The sequence below is a fragment of the Streptomyces sp. NPDC012474 genome (assembly GCF_042955185.1).
GTDB classification, from domain to species: domain Bacteria; phylum Actinomycetota; class Actinomycetes; order Streptomycetales; family Streptomycetaceae; genus Streptomyces; species Streptomyces cahuitamycinicus.
On the sequence record NZ_JBIBEP010000001.1, the window covers coordinates 728,233 to 747,822 of the forward strand.

19 protein-coding genes and 2 pseudogenes are annotated in these 19,590 nt (G+C 69.9%); 15 read left to right on the forward strand and 6 right to left on the reverse strand.

The genetic code is table 11. The features are described 5' to 3' along the window. The first annotated feature begins 78 nt into the window (after positions 1-78). The 4 genes from ACFY9S_RS03215 (at position 79) to ACFY9S_RS03230 (ending at position 4,809) form a co-directional block, all read left to right on the forward strand. The gene (locus tag ACFY9S_RS03215; protein ID WP_391122120.1) at positions 79-1,434 is read left to right on the forward strand and encodes an extracellular solute-binding protein; all 1,356 of its coding nucleotides are present in this window, start codon (positions 79-81) and stop codon (positions 1,432-1,434) included. Then, positions 1,434-2,372: an ABC transporter permease subunit gene (locus ACFY9S_RS03220; RefSeq protein WP_391122123.1), complete on the forward strand. Its 939-nt coding sequence runs from the start codon at positions 1,434-1,436 to the stop codon at positions 2,370-2,372. The genes ACFY9S_RS03215 and ACFY9S_RS03220 overlap by 1 nt, the downstream gene beginning before the upstream one ends. After that, a complete protein-coding gene (locus ACFY9S_RS03225; RefSeq protein ID WP_391122126.1) occupies positions 2,369-3,202 on the forward strand; it encodes an ABC transporter permease subunit in 834 nt (277 codons plus the stop codon). The genes ACFY9S_RS03220 and ACFY9S_RS03225 overlap by 4 nt, the downstream gene beginning before the upstream one ends. 92 nt (positions 3,203-3,294) lie before the next feature. Next, entirely contained in the window at positions 3,295-4,809 is a 1,515-nt protein-coding gene (locus ACFY9S_RS03230; protein ID WP_391122129.1) for an alpha-L-arabinofuranosidase C-terminal domain-containing protein, read from the forward strand. A 103-nt stretch (positions 4,810-4,912) separates the two neighbouring features. Here ACFY9S_RS03230 and ACFY9S_RS03235 read toward each other — a convergent pair whose 3' ends face one another. Next, on the reverse strand, positions 4,913-7,885 hold the full coding sequence (locus tag ACFY9S_RS03235) for a beta-galactosidase (protein ID WP_391122132.1): 2,973 nt from the start codon (positions 7,883-7,885) through the stop codon (positions 4,913-4,915). A gap of 185 nt (positions 7,886-8,070) precedes the next feature. Between ACFY9S_RS03235 and ACFY9S_RS03240 the strand changes: the two genes are divergently transcribed. From ACFY9S_RS03240 to ACFY9S_RS03250, 3 genes are all read left to right on the forward strand, one after another. Beyond that, positions 8,071-8,529, forward strand: a complete 459-nt coding sequence (locus ACFY9S_RS03240) for an Rrf2 family transcriptional regulator (RefSeq protein ID WP_391122135.1) — start codon at positions 8,071-8,073, stop codon at positions 8,527-8,529. Between the two features lie 302 nt (positions 8,530-8,831). Then, complete coding sequence (locus ACFY9S_RS03245; RefSeq protein ID WP_102909466.1) at positions 8,832-9,485, forward strand: DUF4360 domain-containing protein; 654 nt, start codon at positions 8,832-8,834, stop codon at positions 9,483-9,485. A gap of 104 nt (positions 9,486-9,589) precedes the next feature. After that, a complete protein-coding gene (locus tag ACFY9S_RS03250; protein WP_391122138.1) occupies positions 9,590-9,853 on the forward strand; it encodes a hypothetical protein in 264 nt (87 codons plus the stop codon). Between the two features lie 11 nt (positions 9,854-9,864). On the opposite strand, the pseudogene ACFY9S_RS03255 reads toward ACFY9S_RS03250, so the two are convergent. Then, positions 9,865-9,918: pseudogene (locus tag ACFY9S_RS03255) on the reverse strand (hypothetical protein); the annotation flags it as partial. A gap of 295 nt (positions 9,919-10,213) precedes the next feature. After that, positions 10,214-10,606 carry an ester cyclase gene (locus ACFY9S_RS03260; protein WP_391122141.1) on the reverse strand — a complete coding sequence of 131 codons (393 nt, stop codon included), beginning with the start codon at positions 10,604-10,606 and terminating at the stop codon, positions 10,214-10,216. Positions 10,607-10,732: 126 nt separating this feature from the next. On the opposite strand from ACFY9S_RS03260, the gene ACFY9S_RS03265 reads away from it, so the two are divergent. Both ACFY9S_RS03265 and ACFY9S_RS03270 read left to right on the forward strand, forming a co-directional pair. After that, positions 10,733-11,311, forward strand: a complete 579-nt coding sequence (locus tag ACFY9S_RS03265; protein WP_391122144.1) for a helix-turn-helix transcriptional regulator — start codon at positions 10,733-10,735, stop codon at positions 11,309-11,311. A 19-nt stretch (positions 11,312-11,330) separates the two neighbouring features. Next, positions 11,331-12,314: an alcohol dehydrogenase catalytic domain-containing protein gene (locus ACFY9S_RS03270; protein ID WP_391122147.1), complete on the forward strand. Its 984-nt coding sequence runs from the start codon at positions 11,331-11,333 to the stop codon at positions 12,312-12,314. 57 nt (positions 12,315-12,371) lie between these two features. Here ACFY9S_RS03270 and ACFY9S_RS03275 read toward each other — a convergent pair whose 3' ends face one another. Then, a complete protein-coding gene (locus ACFY9S_RS03275; protein WP_391122944.1) occupies positions 12,372-13,154 on the reverse strand; it encodes an alpha/beta fold hydrolase in 783 nt (260 codons plus the stop codon). Positions 13,155-13,218: 64 nt separating this feature from the next. Between ACFY9S_RS03275 and ACFY9S_RS03280 the strand changes: the two genes are divergently transcribed. After that, a complete protein-coding gene (locus tag ACFY9S_RS03280) occupies positions 13,219-13,767 on the forward strand; it encodes a YciI family protein (protein ID WP_391122150.1) in 549 nt (182 codons plus the stop codon). 16 nt (positions 13,768-13,783) lie between these two features. Here the strand turns inward: ACFY9S_RS03280 and ACFY9S_RS03285 are convergent, their stop codons facing one another. After that, the gene (locus ACFY9S_RS03285; protein ID WP_391122153.1) at positions 13,784-13,966 is read right to left on the reverse strand and encodes a DUF397 domain-containing protein; all 183 of its coding nucleotides are present in this window, start codon (positions 13,964-13,966) and stop codon (positions 13,784-13,786) included. Next, positions 13,963-14,805, reverse strand: a pseudogene (locus ACFY9S_RS03290) (helix-turn-helix domain-containing protein). Before ACFY9S_RS03290 ends, ACFY9S_RS03285 begins: the two are co-directional and overlap by 4 nt. A 131-nt stretch (positions 14,806-14,936) precedes the next feature. Here ACFY9S_RS03290 and ACFY9S_RS03295 point away from each other — a divergent pair. The 5 genes from ACFY9S_RS03295 (at position 14,937) to ACFY9S_RS03315 (ending at position 19,552) form a co-directional block, all read left to right on the forward strand. Beyond that, on the forward strand, positions 14,937-15,410 hold the full coding sequence (locus ACFY9S_RS03295; protein WP_391122156.1) for an ATP-binding protein: 474 nt from the start codon (positions 14,937-14,939) through the stop codon (positions 15,408-15,410). A gap of 33 nt (positions 15,411-15,443) precedes the next feature. Then, positions 15,444-15,902 carry a TIGR03618 family F420-dependent PPOX class oxidoreductase gene (locus ACFY9S_RS03300; RefSeq protein ID WP_391122159.1) on the forward strand — a complete coding sequence of 153 codons (459 nt, stop codon included), beginning with the start codon at positions 15,444-15,446 and terminating at the stop codon, positions 15,900-15,902. Between the two features lie 20 nt (positions 15,903-15,922). Beyond that, a complete protein-coding gene (locus ACFY9S_RS03305; protein WP_391122162.1) occupies positions 15,923-16,981 on the forward strand; it encodes a hypothetical protein in 1,059 nt (352 codons plus the stop codon). A gap of 157 nt (positions 16,982-17,138) precedes the next feature. Beyond that, positions 17,139-18,134 carry a family 43 glycosylhydrolase gene (locus ACFY9S_RS03310; protein ID WP_391122165.1) on the forward strand — a complete coding sequence of 332 codons (996 nt, stop codon included), beginning with the start codon at positions 17,139-17,141 and terminating at the stop codon, positions 18,132-18,134. Continuing rightward, complete coding sequence (locus ACFY9S_RS03315) at positions 18,116-19,552, forward strand: family 43 glycosylhydrolase (protein WP_391122168.1); 1,437 nt, start codon at positions 18,116-18,118, stop codon at positions 19,550-19,552. Before ACFY9S_RS03310 ends, ACFY9S_RS03315 begins: the two co-directional genes overlap by 19 nt. Positions 19,553-19,590 lie beyond the last annotated feature (38 nt).

Genomic DNA, 19,590 nt, shown 5'->3' on the forward strand with positions numbered 1-19,590 from the left:
ATTTACGGTCCCGTTCGAAGTAACGAGCGCTATCCGAAATACCGAACGGCTATCCGTCATCGATCGTAAGGGCAGGGCATGGGACGACCTGACCTGAATCGCAGGCAGCTTCTCGGCGGGCTCGGCGGACTCTTCGTCGCCGGCGGCTTCGGCTTCGCCGCGCTCGGCACCGGCGCCGACGCACTCGCCTCCGACGCCGACACACGGGTGCGCTACTGGAACCTCTTCAGCGGCGGCGACGGCTCCAACATGATCGCGATGCTGGACGCCTTCCGTGCGGCCAACCCGGACATCGCCGTCAAGGACTCCACCCTCCAGTGGGGCAGCCCCTTCTACACCAAACTCGCCATGGCGGCGGCGGGCAACCGCGCCCCCGACCTCGGCGTCATGCACCTCGGCCGCGTCACCGGCTTCGCACCCGGCCGCCTCCTCGACCCCTGGGACACCGGCCTGCTCGCCAAGTACGGCGTCCGGGAGCAGGACTACAACCCCACCCTGTGGAAGCGCGGCGTCATCGACGGCAAGCTCTACGCCCTCCCGCTCGACATCCACGTCCAGCTCTGCTTCTACCGCAAGGACGTCCTGAAGAAGGCGGGGCTCCTCGGCGACGACGGCCGGATCGTGCCCGTCACCTCCACCGACGAGTGGTTCGGCGTCCTGAAGGAGGCCAAGCGGGCCACGAAGAAGGGGCTCCAGACCATCGGCATGTGGAACGCCGACCAGAACTTCCAGTGGTGGTTCTTCGTCGCCTTCTACACCCAGCTCGGCGGCACCTGGTTCAACGCCACCGACACCGAGGTCACCTTCGACACCGACAAGGCCGTCCAGGTCCTTCGGTTCCTGCGCCGGCACGTCACCGACGGGTACTCATCCCCGGGCTTCGGAGGCCTGGCGAGCGCCGAACAGTTCATCAACGGCTCCCCCTTCGTCTGGGAGGGCAACTGGTCGGTCCCGGTCTACTCCGGAGCGAAGCTCGACTACGGAGCGACTCCACTGCCGCCCGTCTTCGGCAGGCAGGCCACCCACGCCGAGTCCCACTCCTTCGTCCTGCCGCACCAGTCCGACCGCGGCGGCGCCACCAACGAGGCGGCCCACCAGCTCGCCGCCTACGTCGTCCAGCACGCCCAGCAGTGGGCGGCCGGCGGTCACATCCCCGCGTACACCCCCACCCTGTCCACCACGGCGTACAAGAAGCTGGACCCGCAGAGCGAATACGTCTCCGCCATGGACCACCAGGGCACCGAGCCCAAGGTGTGGTTCGCGGGCTCCACCGGCATCCTCGCGCAGCGCGTCGGCCCCATCGTCGTCTCCTCGACGATGGGCTCCGCCAAGCCGGAGACCGCGGCCGGCCGCATGAAGAAGGCGCTCACCCAGCTCCTCGCCACGAAGAACCCCATGGACGGGAAGACCGCCGCGGAAGGAGGTGCCGCCTGATGGCGACCAGCGCCCACACCATCGCCGCACCCGCACGCGCGACGACCGCCGCCGGCAGCGCCACCCTCCGCCGCAAACAGGGCTTCCAGCACGGCGGCTGGTTCGTCGCCCCGTTCCTGCTGCTCTTCGCCCTGTTCGTGATCTGGCCCCTGCTGCGCGGCGTCTACCTCAGCTTCACCGACGCCAACATCACGGGCGAGGGCGCGAGCTTCGTCGGCCTCGACAACTACCGCGAGGCCCTGGACGACCCCCTGGTGTGGGACTCCCTCGGCCACAGCGCGTACTTCACGCTCCTGGTCGTCCCCTGCATCACCGTCCTCGCCTTCCTCCTCGCGATGCTCGCCCACCACATCGAACGCGGCAAATGGCTGTGGCGGCTCTGCTTCTTCGCCCCGTTCCTGCTGCCGTCCACCGTCGCCGCCAACCTGTGGCAGTGGCTGTTCAACCCCGGCACCGGCATGATCGACCACGTCTTCGGCCTCGACACGCCCTGGCTGACCGACAAGTCCTACGCGATGCTCGCCATCGTCATCACCACCCTGTGGTGGACCGTCGGCTTCAGCTTCCTGCTCTACCTCGCCGCCCTCCAGGGCATCCCGGACCACCTCTACGAGGCCGCCAGACTGGACGGCGCGAACGCCTGGCACCGAACGGTCCACATCACCCTGCCGATGCTCCGCAACATCACCGGCCTGGTCATCGCCCTCCAGGTCCTCGCCTCGCTCCAGGTCTTCGACCAGGCCGTCGTGATGATGGACTTCCTCCCCGGACCGGAGGGGTCGACCCGCACCTTCGTGCAGTACACCCTCGAAGAGGGCTTCACCAGCTACCGCGTGGGCTACGCCTCCGCCATCTCCGTCATCTTCTTCGTGATCATCGCGGCCGTCGCCCTCGCCCGGATGTGGCTGCTGCGCAACCGTGAGGAGAGCGCCCGATGACCACCAAGGCGTGGACGCCCAGCCAGATCCTGCTCACCCTGCTCGGCACGGCCGTGTCGGTCGTCTTCCTCGCCCCCTTCGCCTGGGGCCTGTTCACCTCGCTCAAGTCGGAGACCGAGGCCGTCGAGGTCCCCGCGCACTGGCTCCCCGAGGACTGGACGGGCCAGGCGTGGAAGGCCCTGTTCGAGTCCGGCAACATCACCAACTGGTTCGTGAACTCCCTGGTCGTCTCGGTCTGCGTGACGTCCGTCGTCCTGCTGGTGAGCGCCCTGGCCGGCTACGGCTTCGCCCGCACCGAGTTCCGCGGCAAGGGCGTCCTGATGGGCCTGGTCATGGCGGGCCTGATGATCTCGCCCGCCGTTCTCGGCGTGCCGCTCTTCACCACCGTCCAGCAGATGGGCATGGTCGACACCTACTGGGGCATGATCCTGCCGCAGTGCGCACCCGCCGCGATGGTCTACATCCTCTACAAGTTCTTCCAGGGCATCCCGCGCGAACTGGAGGAGGCCGCCTTCATCGACGGCGCCGGCCGCTGGCGCGTCTTCTTCACCATCGTCCTCCCGCTCTCCCGCCCGTCCCTGGCAGCGGTCGGCATCTTCACCTTCATCGCCTCGTGGAACAACTTCCTCTGGCCCTACATGGTGACCAACAACCCCGACCTGATGACCATGCCGAACGGCATCGCCACGGTGATGAACTCCTACGGCATCCAATGGGCCCAGCTCATGGCCGGCGGTCTGATGGCGGGCCTGCCGTTGATCATCGTCTTCGTGTTCTTCCAACGCCAGATCGTGGCGGGCGTGGCCCACACGGGCTTGGCAGGGCAGTAGAAGAGCGCCCGAAGGGGCGCGGGGAACTGCGCGAACGACCCCCACGACCCGCAGCCGCCACACCACAGAACCACCCACCCCGAAAGGCGCACATGCACACCGCCCGCTTCACCCTCGACCCCGCATTCACCGTCGGCGAGGTCAACCCCCGCCTCTTCGGCAGCTTCGTGGAACACCTCGGCCGCTGCGTCTACACCGGCGTCTTCGAACCGGACCACCCCACCGCCGACGACAAGGGCCTGCGCCAGGACGTCCTGGAACTCGTCAGGGAACTCGGCGTCACAGCCGTCCGCTACCCCGGCGGCAACTTCGTCTCCGGCTACAAGTGGGAGGACTCCGTCGGCCCCGCCGAGGACCGCCCCCGCCGCCTCGACCTCGCCTGGCACTCGACGGAGTCCAACCGCTTCGGCCTCTCCGAATACATCGACTTCCTGCGCAAGATCGGCCCCCAGGCCGAGCCGATGATGGCCGTCAACCTCGGCACGCGCGGGGTCGGCGAGGCCCTCGAACTCCAGGAGTACGCCAACCACACCGCGGGCACCGCCCTGTCCGACCTGCGCGCCTCCCACGGCGACAAGGACCCCTTCGGCATCCGGCTGTGGTGCCTCGGCAACGAGATGGACGGGCCCTGGCAGACCGGCCACAAGACGGCCGAGGAGTACGGCCGTCTCGCCGCCGAGACGGCCCGGGCCATGCGCCAGATGGACCCCGGCGTCGAACTCGTCGCCTGCGGCTCCTCCAGCCAGTCCATGCCGACCTTCGCCGAGTGGGAGGCGACGGTCCTGAAGGAGACGTACGACCTCGTCGACTACATCTCGCTGCACGCCTACTACTGGCCCGAGGACGGCGACCTCGACTCCTTCCTCGCCTCCGCCGTCGACATGGAGTCCTTCATCGACAACGTCGTCGCGACCGCCGACCACGTGGGCGCACGCCTGAAGTCGAAGAAGAAGATCAACCTCTCCTTCGACGAGTGGAACGTCTGGTACCTGCCCGAGTGGGAGGCCCGCGCCAAGACCTTCGAGCAGGACGACTGGCCCGAGGCCCCGCGCCTGCTGGAGGACAACTACAGCGTGACGGACGCGGTCGTCTTCGGCTCGCTCCTCATCGCCCTGCTCCGGCACGCCGACCGCGTCACGGTCGCCTGCCTCGCCCAGCTCGTCAACGTCATCGCGCCGATCATGACCGAGCCCGGTGGTCCGGCCTGGCGGCAGACCACGTTCTTCCCGTTCGCGCAGGCGGCCCGCCACGGCCGCGGCCAGGTCCTGGACGTCCGCGTGGACTCGCCGACGTACGAGACGAGGAAGTACGGCGAAACCGACCTGCTGCACGCCACCGCCGTGCGCGCCGAGGACGGCACCGTCACCGTCTTCGCGGTCAACCGCAGCCGCACCGACGCCCTGCCGCTCGAAGTCGCCCTCTCCGGCCTCGACCTGACGCGGGTCGTCGAGCACAGCGCCCTCGCGGACGCCGACCCCGACGCCCGCAACACCCTCGACGAACCCGAGCGGGTCGCCCCCCACCCGGTCGACGGCACGGCTCTCGTGGACGGCACGCTGAGCGCCGTCCTGGAGCCGCTGTCCTGGAACGTGATCCGGCTGGCCTGACGGGTCCCTGGGCCCGACCCGGTCGGACGGCCGGCCTGACGGGTCCCCGGGCCTGACCCGGTCAGACCGGTCCGCCGGCCTGACGGGCCCCGGTCCGATCCGCTCAGACCGGTTTCACAGGTACCCCTCCGGCCGCGGCGCCCAGCAGCGTCAGCCGCACCTCGCCCGGCCCGCAGGGGGTGGTCCCGTCCGACAGCACCGCCAACGCCAGGGTGTTGGCACCTCGGGTGCGCAGGATGCCGTTCGGCAGCACGAAGGTGTGCTGCGGGCCCACGTCGTTGATGTACTGGCCCATGTTCCAGCCGTTGAGGAAGATCTGGACGCGGTAGGCCCGGCCCGGATCGTCGTCGAGGACGAGTCCGACCGAGGCGTCGACCCCCGGGGCGACGTCCAGCCGGAAGTCCGTCCGGTACCAGGTGACGCCCTGCCGCCGGTCGGAGGCGGGCAGTTCGGCGTCCTTCCAGTCCTCGTCGTCGTACTCGGGCAGATGCCAGCCCTCGCGCTCCCCGTGCAGCCCGCCGTTGTTCATCGGCCCGCGCACGGGATCCGGAGTGGCGGCGCCCTGGATACGCCACTTCACGCCGGGGGAGTCGCCCTCGAAACTGACGGCGGTCAGTCCGCGCGCGGCCTTGTGCGTGTCGAGCGCCTCGCCGTCCATGTCGTGCTGCATCCGCCGGACGAGCACGGACAGCACGTGCCGCCGCTCCGGCTCTCCCTCACGGAGCTTCTTCCGCAGCCGCTCCGGCAGGTCGAAGCCGGCCTTCGCGGTCCACGTCCCCTGCCGCGCCCGGTCCTTGTCCGGCACCGGCATCCGGTGCGTGCCCAGCGGCTCGCCGTCCAGCCAGGCCATCAGCAGGCCCTGCGTGCCCGTGCTGTAGGCGAGGGACACCGACTCGATGCCGCTGTCGCCGGTCCACTCGCCGCGGTACCAGACGTCGCCGTAGTGGAAGCCGTAGTCGTCGGCGAACAGGACGGGCTGCCCGTCGGGCACGGGCGTGGTGCTGAACGTGGTCTCCTTGTCGGCCGTCGTCCACCCCGAGTCGTCGAAGTCCGGTTCGGCCTCCGGGTTCCCTGCCCGCCGCCGCCAGCCGTCCAGGGCGGGCAGGGCCGGCCGGGTCACACCGGGCAGCGGCCGCAGCGCCAGCAGACTTCCGGAGGCGCTGATCCGGGTGGGGACCGGCCGTCCGTTCCAGGTGACGTGGGTGATCCCGCGCGGCCCCCACACCTCAAGACCGGTCGAGCCGGTGGTGTCGCCGGTGAGGTGGACCGTGGAGCCGCGCAGCTCGGCCGAGCGCAGCAGGGCGGGGCCGTAGACGAGGAGCGGGCCGGACGGCGTCTCGTGGGGCCACAGCCGCAGGGCGGTGGCGTCGTCGGCGAACAGCACCAGCATCGGCGTGTCCACACCGTCGCCCTCGACCCGCACCCGGCTCAGCCCGCCGGCGCCGAGCGGGGCCGTGATGAAGAGCTTGCCCAGGTTGTACGCCCAGGCGGGCTCCGCGTCCAGCCGCATGGGCGTCGGCTCGTCCGCGCACTCCAGCACGACCTGGGCCATCTCGCCCCGGCGGCCCGCGAACACCGCGATGTCCTGCCGCCCGGCGGTCATGCTCACCATGGGCTGCACGGTGGCGTGCACCAGCGTCCGCCTCCCGAGCCTCAGATTCGCGGCGATCAGTTTGGCGTCGCGGGCCGGGACGGTGACCGGCACGTCGATCCCGGCGTCCGGAAGCGGCGAGGAGACCGCCTCACCGGTGTCGTTGCGCAGGACGTAGAAGTGGGACCCGGTGTCGGGGTTGGACAGGTGGTAGACCTTGATCCGCTCGTCGGCCGCCCGCACGGACTTCGCCGGGTTCAGCCTGGCGAGGTCGGGCACGAACCGCAGCAACTGCCCGATCTGGTGCATCGGGGCGAGCTTCGGGGTGGCGTTGCGGGCCTCGTCGAAGGCGGCGCCGTAGTCGTACGAGGTGTAGACGGCCGGCGCGGGCAGCCAGCCCCAGGAGGTGCCGCCGTACGTCATGTAGACGTTGTGCAGCGTGATGCCGTTGGCGAGGTTGGTGAGGTAGAAGCGCCGCTCGTATGCCGCGTCCCGGGTCCGGCGCGCCTCGGCGTACCCCTTGCCGTCGAACCAGGACCCGCCCCACGGGTCGAACCAGCCCCCGCCGAACTCGGGCATGAACCCGGGCGTCTTCGGGCTGGCCGTCGCCCCGCCCTTCCTGCCGCCGGTCCCGAACGACCCCCAGTCCGGCGGCACCCGGTCCGGCTCCGGGTACCCGTCGAACCCGTACAGCCAGCGCCCCTTCTCGCCGCCGGTGCCGAACGAACCCGGGGCCCAGTGGCCGCCTCGCCCCTTGTCGTTGTGGAACAGCGGTACGTCGATGCCGTCGGCGCGGACCTTCTCGTACAGGTACGACATGTAGGCGCGCCCGGACGGCTCGTCGACGTGCGCGTCGTACTCGTTCTCGATCTGGTAGAGCAGGACCGTGCCCGTGCCCCGCGTGAACAGGCGTTTCGCGACAATGGCGTTGACGGCCGTCAGCCACTCGTCGACATAGCGCAGATACGTCGGGTCGGAGGTCCGGGCCCGGCCCTCGGTGGCGGTCAGCCAGCCGGGGAAGCCGCCGGCGTCGACCTCCGCGTTGATGTACGGGCCGGGCCGCAGGATCACGTACAGCCCCGTCTCGGCGGCCGTCCGCAGGAACAGGTCCAGGTCGCGCACGCCGGTGAAGTCGTACCGGCCGGGGGCGGGGGAGTGGTGGTTCCAGGCGACGTACGCGCTGACGGCGTTGTAGCCGTGGGCGCGCATCTTCTCCAGTACGTCCCGCCACAGCGACGGGCTCGGCAGCCGGAAGGGGTGCATCTCGCCCGACCAGAGGACCAGGCGGCGGCCGTCGACGATCAGCGAGTGGTGGTCGAAGCCGATCTCGTGCGGCCGGCCGTCAGCGCTCGGCACCGGGGGCGGCGGGCCGGTGGGCGCGGTGCGTGCGGGGTGGACGGAGGTCGGCGACCCGCTGCCGGTCAGCGCGAAGCCGAGCGCCGCCGTGCCGGCCAGAGCGTGGAAGGTACGCCTGCTGAGCTCCAAGGGAGCGCCTCCTGTTGTGCTTTGCGATACGTGGTGCGTGTGCCGGTGCGGGTGTTTGTGGCTGTGCTTGTGCTCGTCGTACGGGTGTCTGTGCTCGATATGGTGCCTGGTGCGGGTGCCCGATGTGGCGCGTGGTGCGAGGTGCGTGTGCTCAATGTCTACAGCGTGACGGCCACAATGGTCCTATGAGGATCTCGGCACGTGCGGACTACGCGGTACGAGCGGTCGTGGAGCTGGCCGTCCGGCAGGGGGACGGACCGGTCAAGGCGGAGACGGTCGCCACCGCGCAGGACATCCCCCACAAGTTCCTGGAGGGGATCCTCGGTGATCTGCGGCGCGGCGGCGTGGTCGACAGCCGGCGTGGCGGGGGCGGCGGCTACCGGCTGGCCCGGGAGGCCTCGCGGATCACGGTCGCCGACGTGATCCGGGCCGTGGACGGGCCGATCGTGTCGGTGCGCGGCGAGCGGCCGACCGGCCTCGCCTACTCCGGCACCGCCGAGCCGCTGCTGCCGCTGTGGATCGCCCTGCGGGCCAACGTCCGCAGGATCCTGGAGGGCGTGACGGTCGCCGACCTCGCGGCCGGGGCCCTGCCGGAGCCGGTGGAGCGGCTGGCGGCGGAACCGGCGGCCTGGGAGAACCCCTGAGGGGCGGCGGCCCCGCGCGGCGCTGTGCGCGATCCTCATTCCGTCGTCGGGATGTCCTCGGTCTGACGCGCTGGTGCGACGCACCCGGTGCGCCTGCCGGTGCCGGGTGGAATTCCCGCCAGTGTGAATGGCCGGAGAGCGACCTGGCCGACCCCTGCCGCCCTGCGTACGATGCGACCGCTCCCGCTCTTCACATCTCCTTCATGGAATGGTCACTGGCGGGGGTGCATGTACTTGCCCGTTTGACATGTGCATGCTCATTTACTGCCACGATCCACCCCCCACGAACGGATGGGAGAACCATGGCCGGTGGCCTGCTTCTGAGCGGCGCGGTAGCCGCGCTCCTCACCAGCGCACTCCCCGCACAATCTCCGTCCTCCGGGTTCGACGACCCGCCCCCGGACAAGATCATCATCCAGGTCGCCACGGTGAACGGCTCCGGCTGTCCGCAGGGCACGGCAGCGGTCGCCGTCTCCGAGGACAACACCGCCTTCACGGTGACCTACAGCGACTACCTCGCCCAGGCGGGCGGGAACTCCGAGCCGACCGCGTTCCGCAGGAACTGCCAGCTCAACCTGAAGGTCCACGTCCCCGGCGGCTTCACCTACGCCATCGCGAGCGCGGACTACCGGGGATTCGCCTCCCTCCAGCGGGGTGCGAGCGCCTCCCAGCGGGCCTCGTACTACTTCCAGGGCTCGCCCAGCACGGTGTACAAGAACCACCCCTTCAGCGGCCCTCTCAACGACAACTGGCAGGCCACCGACGAGACGGACTGGGCCCAACTGGTCTACGCACCCTGCGGAGTCCAGCGCAACTTCAACATCAACACCGAGCTCCGCGTCAACGCCGGCACCCAGTCGGCCGACAAGGTCAGCTTCATGACGATGGACTCCACGGACGGGGACATCAGCACGGTGTACCACCTGGCGTGGAAGGAGTGCCCGAAGAAGTCGTGACGGTGTGAACGGGGGTGGCTCACCGGGCCCGCTGTCGGGCGAGCCGGGTGAGCCACCCTTGGTGCTGCGTTCAGGAGATCGCCTTGATCGCCTGCCATCCTCCCGTGCCGACCACGACGGGCGGACCGAGCAGGCCGCTCCTGCGGCCCGGGACGAACTCCAGCCCTGCCGTGGCGTTCGACGTGGTGGTCCACAGGTCCGGAACGCCGTCACCGTTGGAGTCGCCCGACGCGGTGAGCAGCGGGCGGGCGGTCGGGGTCCACCCGGTGGCGTACGCCGTCCGGTTGGCGGCCGACCCCAGCGAGGCCGGGTCGGTTCCGCCGTCCGGAACCCCGTCGGCGTCCGCGTCCCCGGTGCTGCGGCCGTGATGGAGCCAGACCTCTCCTGTGCCGCGGTTACGGGCGATCAGGTCGGTGAAGCCGTCGCCGTCGACATCGCCGGGGGGAGGCGAGGCACTGGTGGGCTGTCGGTATTCAGTATTCGCCGTAGAGCGAGCAGTTCCGTACCCGGCTCGGTCACGTCAGCGGTGACAAGGTGGAAAGCTCTCGCCGCAACGGGCGCTGTCTGCGCGAAGGCGCCGGATCAAGAAGAAGACCGACCTCTTGCGGTGAACCCGCGCCGACGCCCGCGCCCCGGTGCGGGCCTTCGCCCTCCGCCACCGCGCCGTACGGGCCTCTCCCGGCAGCGGCAATCCCGCGCGGCAGAAGGCTCACCCGGCGCTACGAGGTTCACGGCGCCGGTACGGCACCGATCTGCTGCATCACGCCGAGGAGATCGGGCTGGCCCCGTTCGCCGACGATCCGGCCGTCGGCCAGGTAGTAGAAGTTCATGGCCTGCACCGAGATCTTGTTGCCGCTCGCCCGGATTCCGAAGAAGTCACCGTCGTGGGTTCCCCGCATGGTGAACCGCGCGGCCACCGTGTCGCCTTCGGTGACCGTCTCCTCCAGCGTCCACTGGACGTCGGGGAAGGCGCCGCGCATCATCCCGAGGACTTCCAGGTACCCATCGGGCCCCCGCAGTGGTTCCGGGTGGCTTGGCGCGTGGAACACCGCGTCCGGAGAAATGACCTCGTGGGCGAGATCCTCATTGCCCGTGGTGATGAACTCGACGAAGCGGTTCATCACTGACTCAGTGGACTGCGATGGCATCTTGCTGTGCCTCTCCGGAGAGGTTCGGGCGGGTGCCTGGGAGCGTAACATCGAATCGATGTTCACATCGATTCGATGTTCGCGTGCGAAGATGGACTCATGCTGGAACTCGCGATCCTCGGCTTCCTCGCCGAGGGACCCCTGTCTGGACACGAGCTGCGCCGCCGCGTCTCACTGCTGACCGGCTATACGCGGCCGGTCAGTGACGGCAGCCTGTATCCGGCGATCAATCGTCTGACCAGGGCAGGCTTGATCGAGCGGCGTGCCGACCCGGCCGCGGGGGCGGCCCGGTACGTGCTCAGTCTGACCGAGCCCGGACGGGCCGAAATGCTTCAGCGCCTGCGCAAGCCCGCCGACCACGAGATCACCGACTTCACCCGGTTCTACGTCGTCCTGGCCTTCCTCTCCCACCTGCCCGACGTGGCCGAACAGCACGCTGTGCTGCGCAGACGGCTGGAGTTCCTGGAAGAACCGGCGAGCTTCTTCTACGACAACGAGCGCCCCCTGCGTGCCGAGGAGATCGCCGACCCCTACCGGCGGGGCATGCTGCTCACCGCCCGCGCCACCAGCCGCGCCGAACGGACCTGGCTGCGCGAGGCCCTCGAGGAGAAGGCGCCCGTATTCGGCACCGCATGCACCGACAGCGATCCGCATGCGCCCGCCGCTCCCGCGAGCTGACTGCCCACGGAGGTACCCCATGCTTGCATCCTGGTACGACGACCAGGGGCCCGCCGCCGACATCCTGCACGTCGGTGAACTGCCTGATCCCGTCCCCGGCCCCGACGAGGTCCGCGTCCGCGTCACCGTCTCGGGCGTCAACCCCGGCGACACCAAGAAACGGCGCGGCTGGCTCGGCTCGTCCATGCCCTTCCCGCGGGTGATCCCGCACAGCGACGGCACCGGAGTCATCGACGCCGTGGGCGCCCAAGTCGACGCCCGTCGCGTCGGACAGCGGGTCTGGGTATACGGCGCCCAGTCCTACCGCCCCTTCGGCACAGCCGCCCAGTACACCGTCGTACCTGACCACCAAGCCGTACCTCTGCCAGATCATCTGAGTGATGAGCTGGGGGCGAGCCTCGGCATCCCCGGCATCACCGCCCACCGCACCGTCTTCGCCGACGGCCCGGTCGACGGCCAACTGGTCCTGGTCCACGGAGTTCTCGGTGGCGTCGGCTCCCTGGCCGCCCAGCTCGCCCACTGGGCCGGCGCGACTGTGATCGCGACCGTCCGCCGAACCGCGGACCTCAACCGCGTCGACGCGGCCGTCGTCTCCCACGCCGTCGCCCTGGATACCGGCGACCCCGCCGCGGCCATCCGCTCGTACGCGCCGCGGGGCGTCGACCGGATCATCGAGGTCGCGCTGTCCGACAACGCCGATCTCGACAACGCCGTCGCCGCCAACAACGCCGTCATCGCCGCCTACGCCACCCGCGCGGACCGCACTGAGATCCCCTTCTGGCCTCTGCTGTTCAACAACGTCACCCTGCGGCTGCTCGGCAGCGACGACTTCCCCGCCGAGGCCAAGCGCCAGGCCGCCCGCGACCTCACCTCCGCCGCCGCCGTCGGCGCCCTCACCGTCGCCGTCGGCGACCGTCACCCGCTGGACGACATCGCCAAGGCCCACGACCACGTCGACGACGGCGGTAGCCACGGCCGCATCCTGCTCGCCATCCCTCAATAGCGGAGACTCAGAACAAGCCCCTGCCCTGTTCTCAGGTTGCAGGGCGCGGGACCTGGCTCAATTCTCGGCTGGGGGTGTGAGGGCGGCGGACGTGATGGCCACGAATGCCTCCGGGTTGTCCAGCATGATGTTGTGTCCGCAGTCGGGGATCGCCACCACGGATACGCCGGCCTGTGTCAGGGATTCCACGCCGGGGAGTGGTCCGTCCGCCTCGGGAAGCAGGAAGGTGCGGGGGATCTTCAGGTCCAGGAGGAGTTCGCGCATCGTCGGGACCGTGCCACGCGTGAGGTGGAGCGCGCTGCGGTGCAGGGCCTCGCGGCCCGCCAGGCGCATCGTGGACCACCAGTGCGGGCCGACCCGGTCACGGACCTCCTCCCAGCCACCGCCCGTCACGAACTCCTCCTCGGAGTAGGCGGCGATGCCGCTGCTGCCCGACGAGCCCGGGCGGCGCGGGATCGGGTCCAGGTTCGCGTCGATCAGGACCAGGCGGGAGACCAGGTGGGGGTGGCGGGCCGCCAGGACGATCGCCACCGAGCCGCCCATGCTGTGGGCGATCACGTCGGCGGCCGAAACGCGCGCCGCCGTCAGGGCGTTGGCGAGGGCGTCGGCGTGTGATTCCAGGGTGTAGTCGAAGTGCCTCGGGCGGTCGCTGATGCCGTGGCCGAGGAGGTCCAGGAGCAGTGAGCGGTGCCCGGACAGCTTCGGGTCGACCGCGACGGATGTGAAGTAGGCCGGTGATGTGGCGCCCAGTCCGTGAACGTAGACGCGGGGCGGCTCCTGCCCCGGTAGTTCGACCCAGCGGATTCGGTCGCCCTCTGGGGTTACGGCGGCGCTGCGCACGGTCTGCTCTCCTGCGGTCGTGACGACGGGAGACACGAGAGTAGCCACCGGGGTTGGATGAGCCATGGAGTTTTTCTGCTACCACCGCGACCGGCCCGGATCCCTGCCCTTGCGTGAGGAGCTGGGGGAGGCGCACTGGGCCTACATGGACCAGTACGAGGCGGAGTTGATTGCCCGTGGTCCGACTTTCGCCGATGACGGGGAGACACCGAGCGGCAGTGTGCACATCGTCGATCTGCCGGATGCCGCAGCCGCGCGGGCGTTCGCCTTCGACGAGCCCAACTACCAGGCGGGCGTGTACCGGGACGTGCTGCTGCGGCGGTGGCGCAATCTGCTGGGGCGGACCATGTGGGAGTTCCCCGGTGGGCCGAGCGGCGGGAACCGGTTCCTGGTGCTCGGCTTCGGCTCGGGGACGGCCGTCGGCCTCGACGTGCCGTACGACCGGGACGAGCTGATCGCCTACGGGCCGCTGCTGTCCGACGACGGTGCCGTGTGGGTGGGGACGGCAGCGCTGGTGCGGGCCCCGGACGCGGACACGGCGCGTGCTGTGCTGACCCGGGGCCGGTACGCCGACATCGAGGTCCACGACTGGGAGTTCGGCGGTCGGCGGTGACGAGTGTGTTCGAGGGTCACTTCGTGGCGTGCGTGAGGAAGGCGGACCAGGCGGTGGGGGAGAGGGTGAGCTGGGGGCCCTGTTTGTTCTTCGAGTCGCGGATGTGGACGGTGTGGGGGCGGGTGGCTATTTCCAGGCAGTCTCCGGAAGCACTGCTGCTGTGACTGGACTTGCGCCAGGTCATGTAGGACGTGTTCATAGCTCTCCTCGCATCCGCTCCAGCAGGCTCACTGAGTCCTGCATGGTGAGTGCCTGTGAACGCATCCTGGCATACCGCCTCTGGAGCACGCTGACCACTTTCCGGTCGGCGATGAGCTGGCCACTCTCCTGTCCTTCGGTGTAGGCGAACCACTGGTTCTCCGGCGTTTCCAGCAGTTGGAAGGGCCCTTGCATCCCCGTGTGCGACTCCTGCACGAGCGGCATGATCTGGATCTCGACGTTCCGCAACTGTGCGACTTCCAGCACAAGGTCGATGAGGCCTCGGGTGACATCCGCCCCGCCGGTGCGCCGCAGGAACACGTGCTCCTCCAGGATGAACCCGAACGCCGTGTTGAGGCGTTCCCGCAGCAGCTTCTGTCGTTCGGCTCGGGCGGCCCATCGTTCATCGATCTCCGCGTCGTCCAGAGGCGGCAGATGGTCGAGTGCCATCGCCCGCGCGTACGCCTCCGTCTGCAACAAACCCGCCACCATGCGGGACTCGTACGTGTAGAGGGCGATCGCCGTCTTCTCCAGCCGAGCCCATTGGCGGAACCACGCCGCGAGTCCCGGCTGCCGGGCCAAGCATTGCGCCGCCCTCTGCAACGCCCCCGTGTTCCCCAGGGCCTCCTACGCCCGCTCCACGAACACCGGATCCGGCATCCGCCTCCCCAACTCCACGGACGCCACCGTGGGTTTGGAGAACATCACCAGCTCGCCGAACTCCTCCCGGCTCAGCCCGGCGTGTTCCCGCAAGCCCTGGACCACCGCCCCGAACGTCCGCAGGCTGTCCGACGACTCCGGCTCGCCGCCCGTTCCCGCCCCCACCGCACCATCGACCACCGTCGATCACCTCCCGCGCGTCATGGTTACGGCACGTCACCGGTACTGTCCAGTCCGTGACCGCGTACGCCGCACCGGCGTACGCGGCTCCGACCTCGCGCGGAGGGGTTCCGGAGCGGGACATTGGCCGCATGACAGCACCTGCCACTCCCCAACCCGACGTCACCGTCCGTGTGTTCGTGCAGCGTCTGCGCGCCACTCCCCGCGGCGCCCGCATGGCCCGGCATCTGGCCGTCGGACGGTTGCACAGCTGGGGCATCCCGCACGGGACGGAAGCCTCCGACGCCGTCGCCCTGATCGTCTCCGAGCTCGCCGCCAATGCCGTGACGCACGGGCGCGTGCCGGGCAGGGACTTCGAGCTGCGGCTGTCGCTCCTCGGTGGCAGCGTCCGTGTCGAGGTGACCGACACGCACAGTGGGCCGCCGAGCCCGCCGAGCCCGCCAGGGCCGCGCGGCGTGGAGCGGCCGGGCCTCCTCGACGAACACGGCCGTGGACTGCTCCTCGTCGCCGCGCTCGCCGACCGGTGGGAGGTCCTGGAGCGGAAGCCGGCGCCCGGCAAGACCGTGCGTGCCGAGGTCGGACTCCTGTCGGCACCGGCACCCTGAAATGATCTGCGGCGCACCGGCGTTGGCGATGTCATGACGCAGAGACCGGCACCTCGCCTCCTGTCCGACGCGGCCCTCTCCGACCTGCTCGGTGCACAGCGGTTCGGCACGCTCGCCACCGTCAAGCGCAGTGGCCACCCCCACCTGACCACCATGGTGTACGGCTGGGACGCCGAGTCCCGCACGGTGCGGTTCTCGACGACGGCCGACCGCGTCAAGGTCCGGCACCTGCGCCGCGAACCGCGTGCCGCGCTGCACGTGCAGGGCGCGGACGTCTGGTCGTTCGCCGTCGCGGAGGGCGACGCCGAGGTCTCCGACGTCACGACGGTCCCCGGCGACCCGGTCGGCCGGGAGCTGCTCGCGATGATCCCGGCGGGTGCCGAACCGGAGGACGAGGACGCCTTTCTCCGGCAACTGGTCGACGAGCGGCGCGTCGTCATCCGGCTGAAGGTGGACCGGATGTACGGGACCGCGCTCGACATCGAGGGATAGGGCTGCGGCACGATGAGCGCATGAACGGACAACGGGGCAGCACCGAAGAACAATCCCTCGCGGACCTCGCCCGGCGACTCCGCGCGGCGGACACCGGCGGCTGGACGCCGGACGGGGTGAACACCCTGGCGGACGGGCTCGGCTGGGCCCGGGGCGGCACAGCGGACCATCCCGTCCTGGCCACCGGCCGGTCCTCGGGTGACGCCCGCCTGCGTCCCGTGGGCACCTACGAGGAGCGGTACACCGACGGCGAGTCGTACGTGGAGCTCGCGGTGCCGGTGGCGACCGCCGCACCCGACGCGGTGGCGCAGGCCGCCGCCTTCCGGGCGGCCGGCGAGGAACTGACCGCGGCGCTGGGTCGGCCGTCCGTCATGGGCTCGCACGGCGAGATGGGCCCCTTCTACGACAGCGGGCCGCTCTGGGGCGCCCCCTTCATGCGCTGGCGCGGCGACCCGGACACACTGGAGCTGCGCGCCGGGAAGTCGGGGCCGGAGCTGGTCCTGCAGCCCACCGGCCCGGCCGAGAACTGGTTCTGGCGTCAGGGCCACGGCGAAGAGCACGCGATCAGCGGCTTCTTCGGCAGCAACCGCGACCCGGCCAACGCGGGCCTCGGCTTTCCCGGCGGCTGGACCGCCCGCAGCTGGGAGACCGTCACCCGGTCACTGGGCGACTTCCTGACGGCGCTGCCCGCGGAGGCGACCGCCCTCGGCATCCGTTTCGGGATGCCGTTCTACGGGCGGACCGGCGGCGGTGCGCCCCTCCTCTTCGACGTGGCGTGCGGCGACCGGCTGTCGATCGGCTGCTTCGCCCCGGACGGCGTCGACGCGGCCGCGCTCGGCTGGGGCACCGTCACCGAGCACCCGGCCACGGCCTCGGTCTGGGGCGACGACGATCCGGTGTGGCGCGTGGACGCGGGAGGCCCCGGCGAACCCAAGGGCCGCGCCCTCGCGGAGATGCTCGTGGCGACGGCCAGGGCGGCGGGGGTGAGCGAGCCTGCCGGTCTGATCGTCGGCGGCGAGGCCGAGTACGTGGACGGCTACGACGTCAGGTACTACGGGCTGGGACTCCCGACCGGCTGACCCCTCCGCGCCTCGCTCCAAAGCCCATGGTCCGCGCAGCTGTTGCTGCGCGGACCATTGACGCGCAAGGTGTTCGATTCTACGGTCCGTTCGAACTTGCGATCGCTGTCCGAAATATCGGGCAGCTCTTCACCCCCACCGCAAGGAGAGGACCCGCATGAGCCGCAGTCCCCGCAGCCCTCGAACCCTCCGCAGGCGAACCGCCCTGCTCGCCCTCCCCGCCGCCGTCCTCCTGGCACTGATCCCGGGCACGGCGTCCGCGTACCCCAACCCGGGCCGGGTCACCGGCGACGTCGTCACCCACGACCCGTCGATGATCCGCACCTCGTCCGGGCAGTACCTGCTCTACGCCACCGGCGGCGGCATCGCCAACAAGACCTCCGCCGACCGCACCGCCTTCCGCAACGGCAGCGACGCCTTCTCCAGCCGGCCGGGCTGGTGGCGGAACTACTCCTCCGTGCCGGAGGCCTGGGCGCCGGACATCTCGTACCACGGCGGCAAGTACCTGATGTACTACTCCGTCTCGAAGTTCGGCTCGAACACCTCCGCCATCGGCCTCGCCACATCCAGCACCGGCCGGCCCGGCAGCTGGACCGACCAGGGCACCGTCTACACGTCGAACTCCGGCAGCGACTTCAACGCCATCGACCCGAACCTCTTCGTGGACGACGACGGCAAGTGGTGGCTGTCCTTCGGCAGTTGGTGGACCGGCATCAAGATGATCCAGATCAATCCGTCCACCGGGAAGCAGCTCTCCTCCAGCACCACCCGCTATTCGCTCGCCTCCCGTCCCACCGGGACCAAGGCCGTGGAAGCGCCCTTCATCGTCAAGCGGGGCGGCTACTACTACCTCTTCGCCTCCTACGACACCTGCTGCAACGGGACCAGTTCGACGTACAAGGTCAAGGTCGGCCGGGCCTCCAGCGTCACCGGGCCGTACCGCGACAAGAACGGCGTCGACCTGATGAGGAACGGCGGCACCCCCGTCCTGGAGTCGCACGGCAACGTCATCGGCCCCGGCGGCCAGTCGATCCTGAAGGACACCGACGGCGACCTGATCGTCTACCACTACTACGACGGCAACGCGAACGGCACGCCCAAGCTCGGCATCAACCTCCTGAACTGGAGCAGCGGATGGCCCGTCGCCTACTGACCCTGCTGGCCGCGCTGCTGCTGGCCCTGTCCGTCGGCCAGCCCTCCGCGAGCGCCGCCTCCTTCGCCAACCCGGTCAAGTCGGTCAAGGGTGCCGACCCCTGGATTTCGTACCACGACGGCAACTACTACCTGGTGACGACGAGTTGGACCGACGTCATCACCATCCGCAAGTCCACCACCCTCGCCGGCCTCTCCACCGCCCCCAGCGTCCAGGTGTGGAAGGGCGACGCCGCCTCCCGTTGCTGCAACGTCTGGGCGCCGGAGCTGCACTTCCTCAACGGCCGCTGGTACCTGTACTACGTCGCCGGGCAGAACGTGTCCGACTACAACCCCACGCAGCGCAGCCATGTGCTGGAGAGTGCGGGCTCCGACCCCATGGGCCCGTACACCTACAGGGGGCAGCTCAACAACGCGTGGATGCTGGATCCGAGTGTGCTGAACGTGGGCGGCCGGCTGTACATGCTGGGCAGCGCCAACACCGGCGGGACGCAGAACGTCGTCATCGCGCCGATGTCGAACCCGTACACCGTCAGCGGCGCGTACTCGACGATCTCCACACCGACGTACGCCTGGGAGCGGCAGGGCGGCACCGTCAACGAGGGCGCCGAGGTGCTGCAGCGGGGCGGCCGGACCTTCCTGGTCTACTCCGCGAGCGGCTGCTGGACGCCCGACTACAAGCTCGGGCAACTGGAGCTGACCGGCTCCAACCCGCTGTCCGCCTCCTCCTGGACCAAGAAGTCCACACCCGTCTTCCAGCGCAGTGACGCGAACGGGGTGTACGGTCCCGGCCACAACGGCTTCTTCACCTCGCCCGACGGCCGCGAGAACTGGATCGTCTACCACGCCAACGACTCCGCATCGGATGGCTGCGACAACGGCCGTACGACCCGGGCGCAGAAGTTCACGTGGAACTCCGACGGCACGCCGAACCTCGGTACGCCCGTCCGGCTTGGGGCGAGCCAGGCCGGACCGTCGGGTGAGCCGGCCTCCGCCTCGACGACCTACACCGTCACCAACCGCAACAGCGGCAAGTGCATGGAGGTGACAGGGGGTTCATCGGCCGACGGGGCCAACGTCGCGCAGTACACCTGCAACGGCAACGCCAACCAGCGCTGGCGGCTGGAGGACCTCGGCGACGACACCCACCGCCTGGTGAACGTCGCCACCGGCAAGGCCCTCGACACCGCCGACTGCTCGACGGCCGACGGCGCCGACCTGCGCCAGTGGTCCTGGCTGAACAACACCTGCCAGCGGTTCCGGTTCGTGGCCACCGACGGCGGTTACGTCCGCATCGCCAACCAGGCCTCCGGCAAGGTGGCCGACGTGGCGAACTGCGGAACGGCAGACGGGTCGGACGTACGCCAGTGGGCGTGGTTGAACAACCATTGCCAACAGTGGAAATTGAACCCGGTGTAAGAACAGCTCCCTAGGTGCGGGGAATTGCGTGACCAGCC

What these genes read in the sequence shown, in the direction of transcription:
- ACFY9S_RS03215 (WP_391122120.1), top strand. Translation starts at nt 79, where the DNA reads ATGGGACGACCTGACCTGAATCGCAGGCAGCTTCTCGGCGGGCTCGGC.
- ACFY9S_RS03220 (WP_391122123.1), top strand. Translation starts at nt 1,434, where the DNA reads ATGGCGACCAGCGCCCACACCATCGCCGCACCCGCACGCGCGACGACC.
- ACFY9S_RS03225 (WP_391122126.1), top strand. Translation starts at nt 2,369, where the DNA reads ATGACCACCAAGGCGTGGACGCCCAGCCAGATCCTGCTCACCCTGCTC.
- ACFY9S_RS03230 (WP_391122129.1), top strand. Translation starts at nt 3,295, where the DNA reads ATGCACACCGCCCGCTTCACCCTCGACCCCGCATTCACCGTCGGCGAG.
- ACFY9S_RS03240 (WP_391122135.1), top strand. Translation starts at nt 8,071, where the DNA reads ATGAGGATCTCGGCACGTGCGGACTACGCGGTACGAGCGGTCGTGGAG.
- ACFY9S_RS03245 (WP_102909466.1), top strand. Translation starts at nt 8,832, where the DNA reads ATGGCCGGTGGCCTGCTTCTGAGCGGCGCGGTAGCCGCGCTCCTCACC.
- ACFY9S_RS03260 (WP_391122141.1), bottom strand. Translation starts at nt 10,606, where the DNA reads ATGAACCGCTTCGTCGAGTTCATCACCACGGGCAATGAGGATCTCGCC.
- ACFY9S_RS03265 (WP_391122144.1), top strand. Translation starts at nt 10,733, where the DNA reads ATGCTGGAACTCGCGATCCTCGGCTTCCTCGCCGAGGGACCCCTGTCT.
- ACFY9S_RS03270 (WP_391122147.1), top strand. Translation starts at nt 11,331, where the DNA reads ATGCTTGCATCCTGGTACGACGACCAGGGGCCCGCCGCCGACATCCTG.
- ACFY9S_RS03280 (WP_391122150.1), top strand. Translation starts at nt 13,219, where the DNA reads ATGGAGTTTTTCTGCTACCACCGCGACCGGCCCGGATCCCTGCCCTTG.
- ACFY9S_RS03285 (WP_391122153.1), bottom strand. Translation starts at nt 13,966, where the DNA reads ATGAACACGTCCTACATGACCTGGCGCAAGTCCAGTCACAGCAGCAGT.
- ACFY9S_RS03295 (WP_391122156.1), top strand. Translation starts at nt 14,937, where the DNA reads ATGACAGCACCTGCCACTCCCCAACCCGACGTCACCGTCCGTGTGTTC.
- ACFY9S_RS03300 (WP_391122159.1), top strand. Translation starts at nt 15,444, where the DNA reads ATGACGCAGAGACCGGCACCTCGCCTCCTGTCCGACGCGGCCCTCTCC.
- ACFY9S_RS03305 (WP_391122162.1), top strand. Translation starts at nt 15,923, where the DNA reads ATGAACGGACAACGGGGCAGCACCGAAGAACAATCCCTCGCGGACCTC.
- ACFY9S_RS03310 (WP_391122165.1), top strand. Translation starts at nt 17,139, where the DNA reads ATGAGCCGCAGTCCCCGCAGCCCTCGAACCCTCCGCAGGCGAACCGCC.
- ACFY9S_RS03315 (WP_391122168.1), top strand. Translation starts at nt 18,116, where the DNA reads ATGGCCCGTCGCCTACTGACCCTGCTGGCCGCGCTGCTGCTGGCCCTG.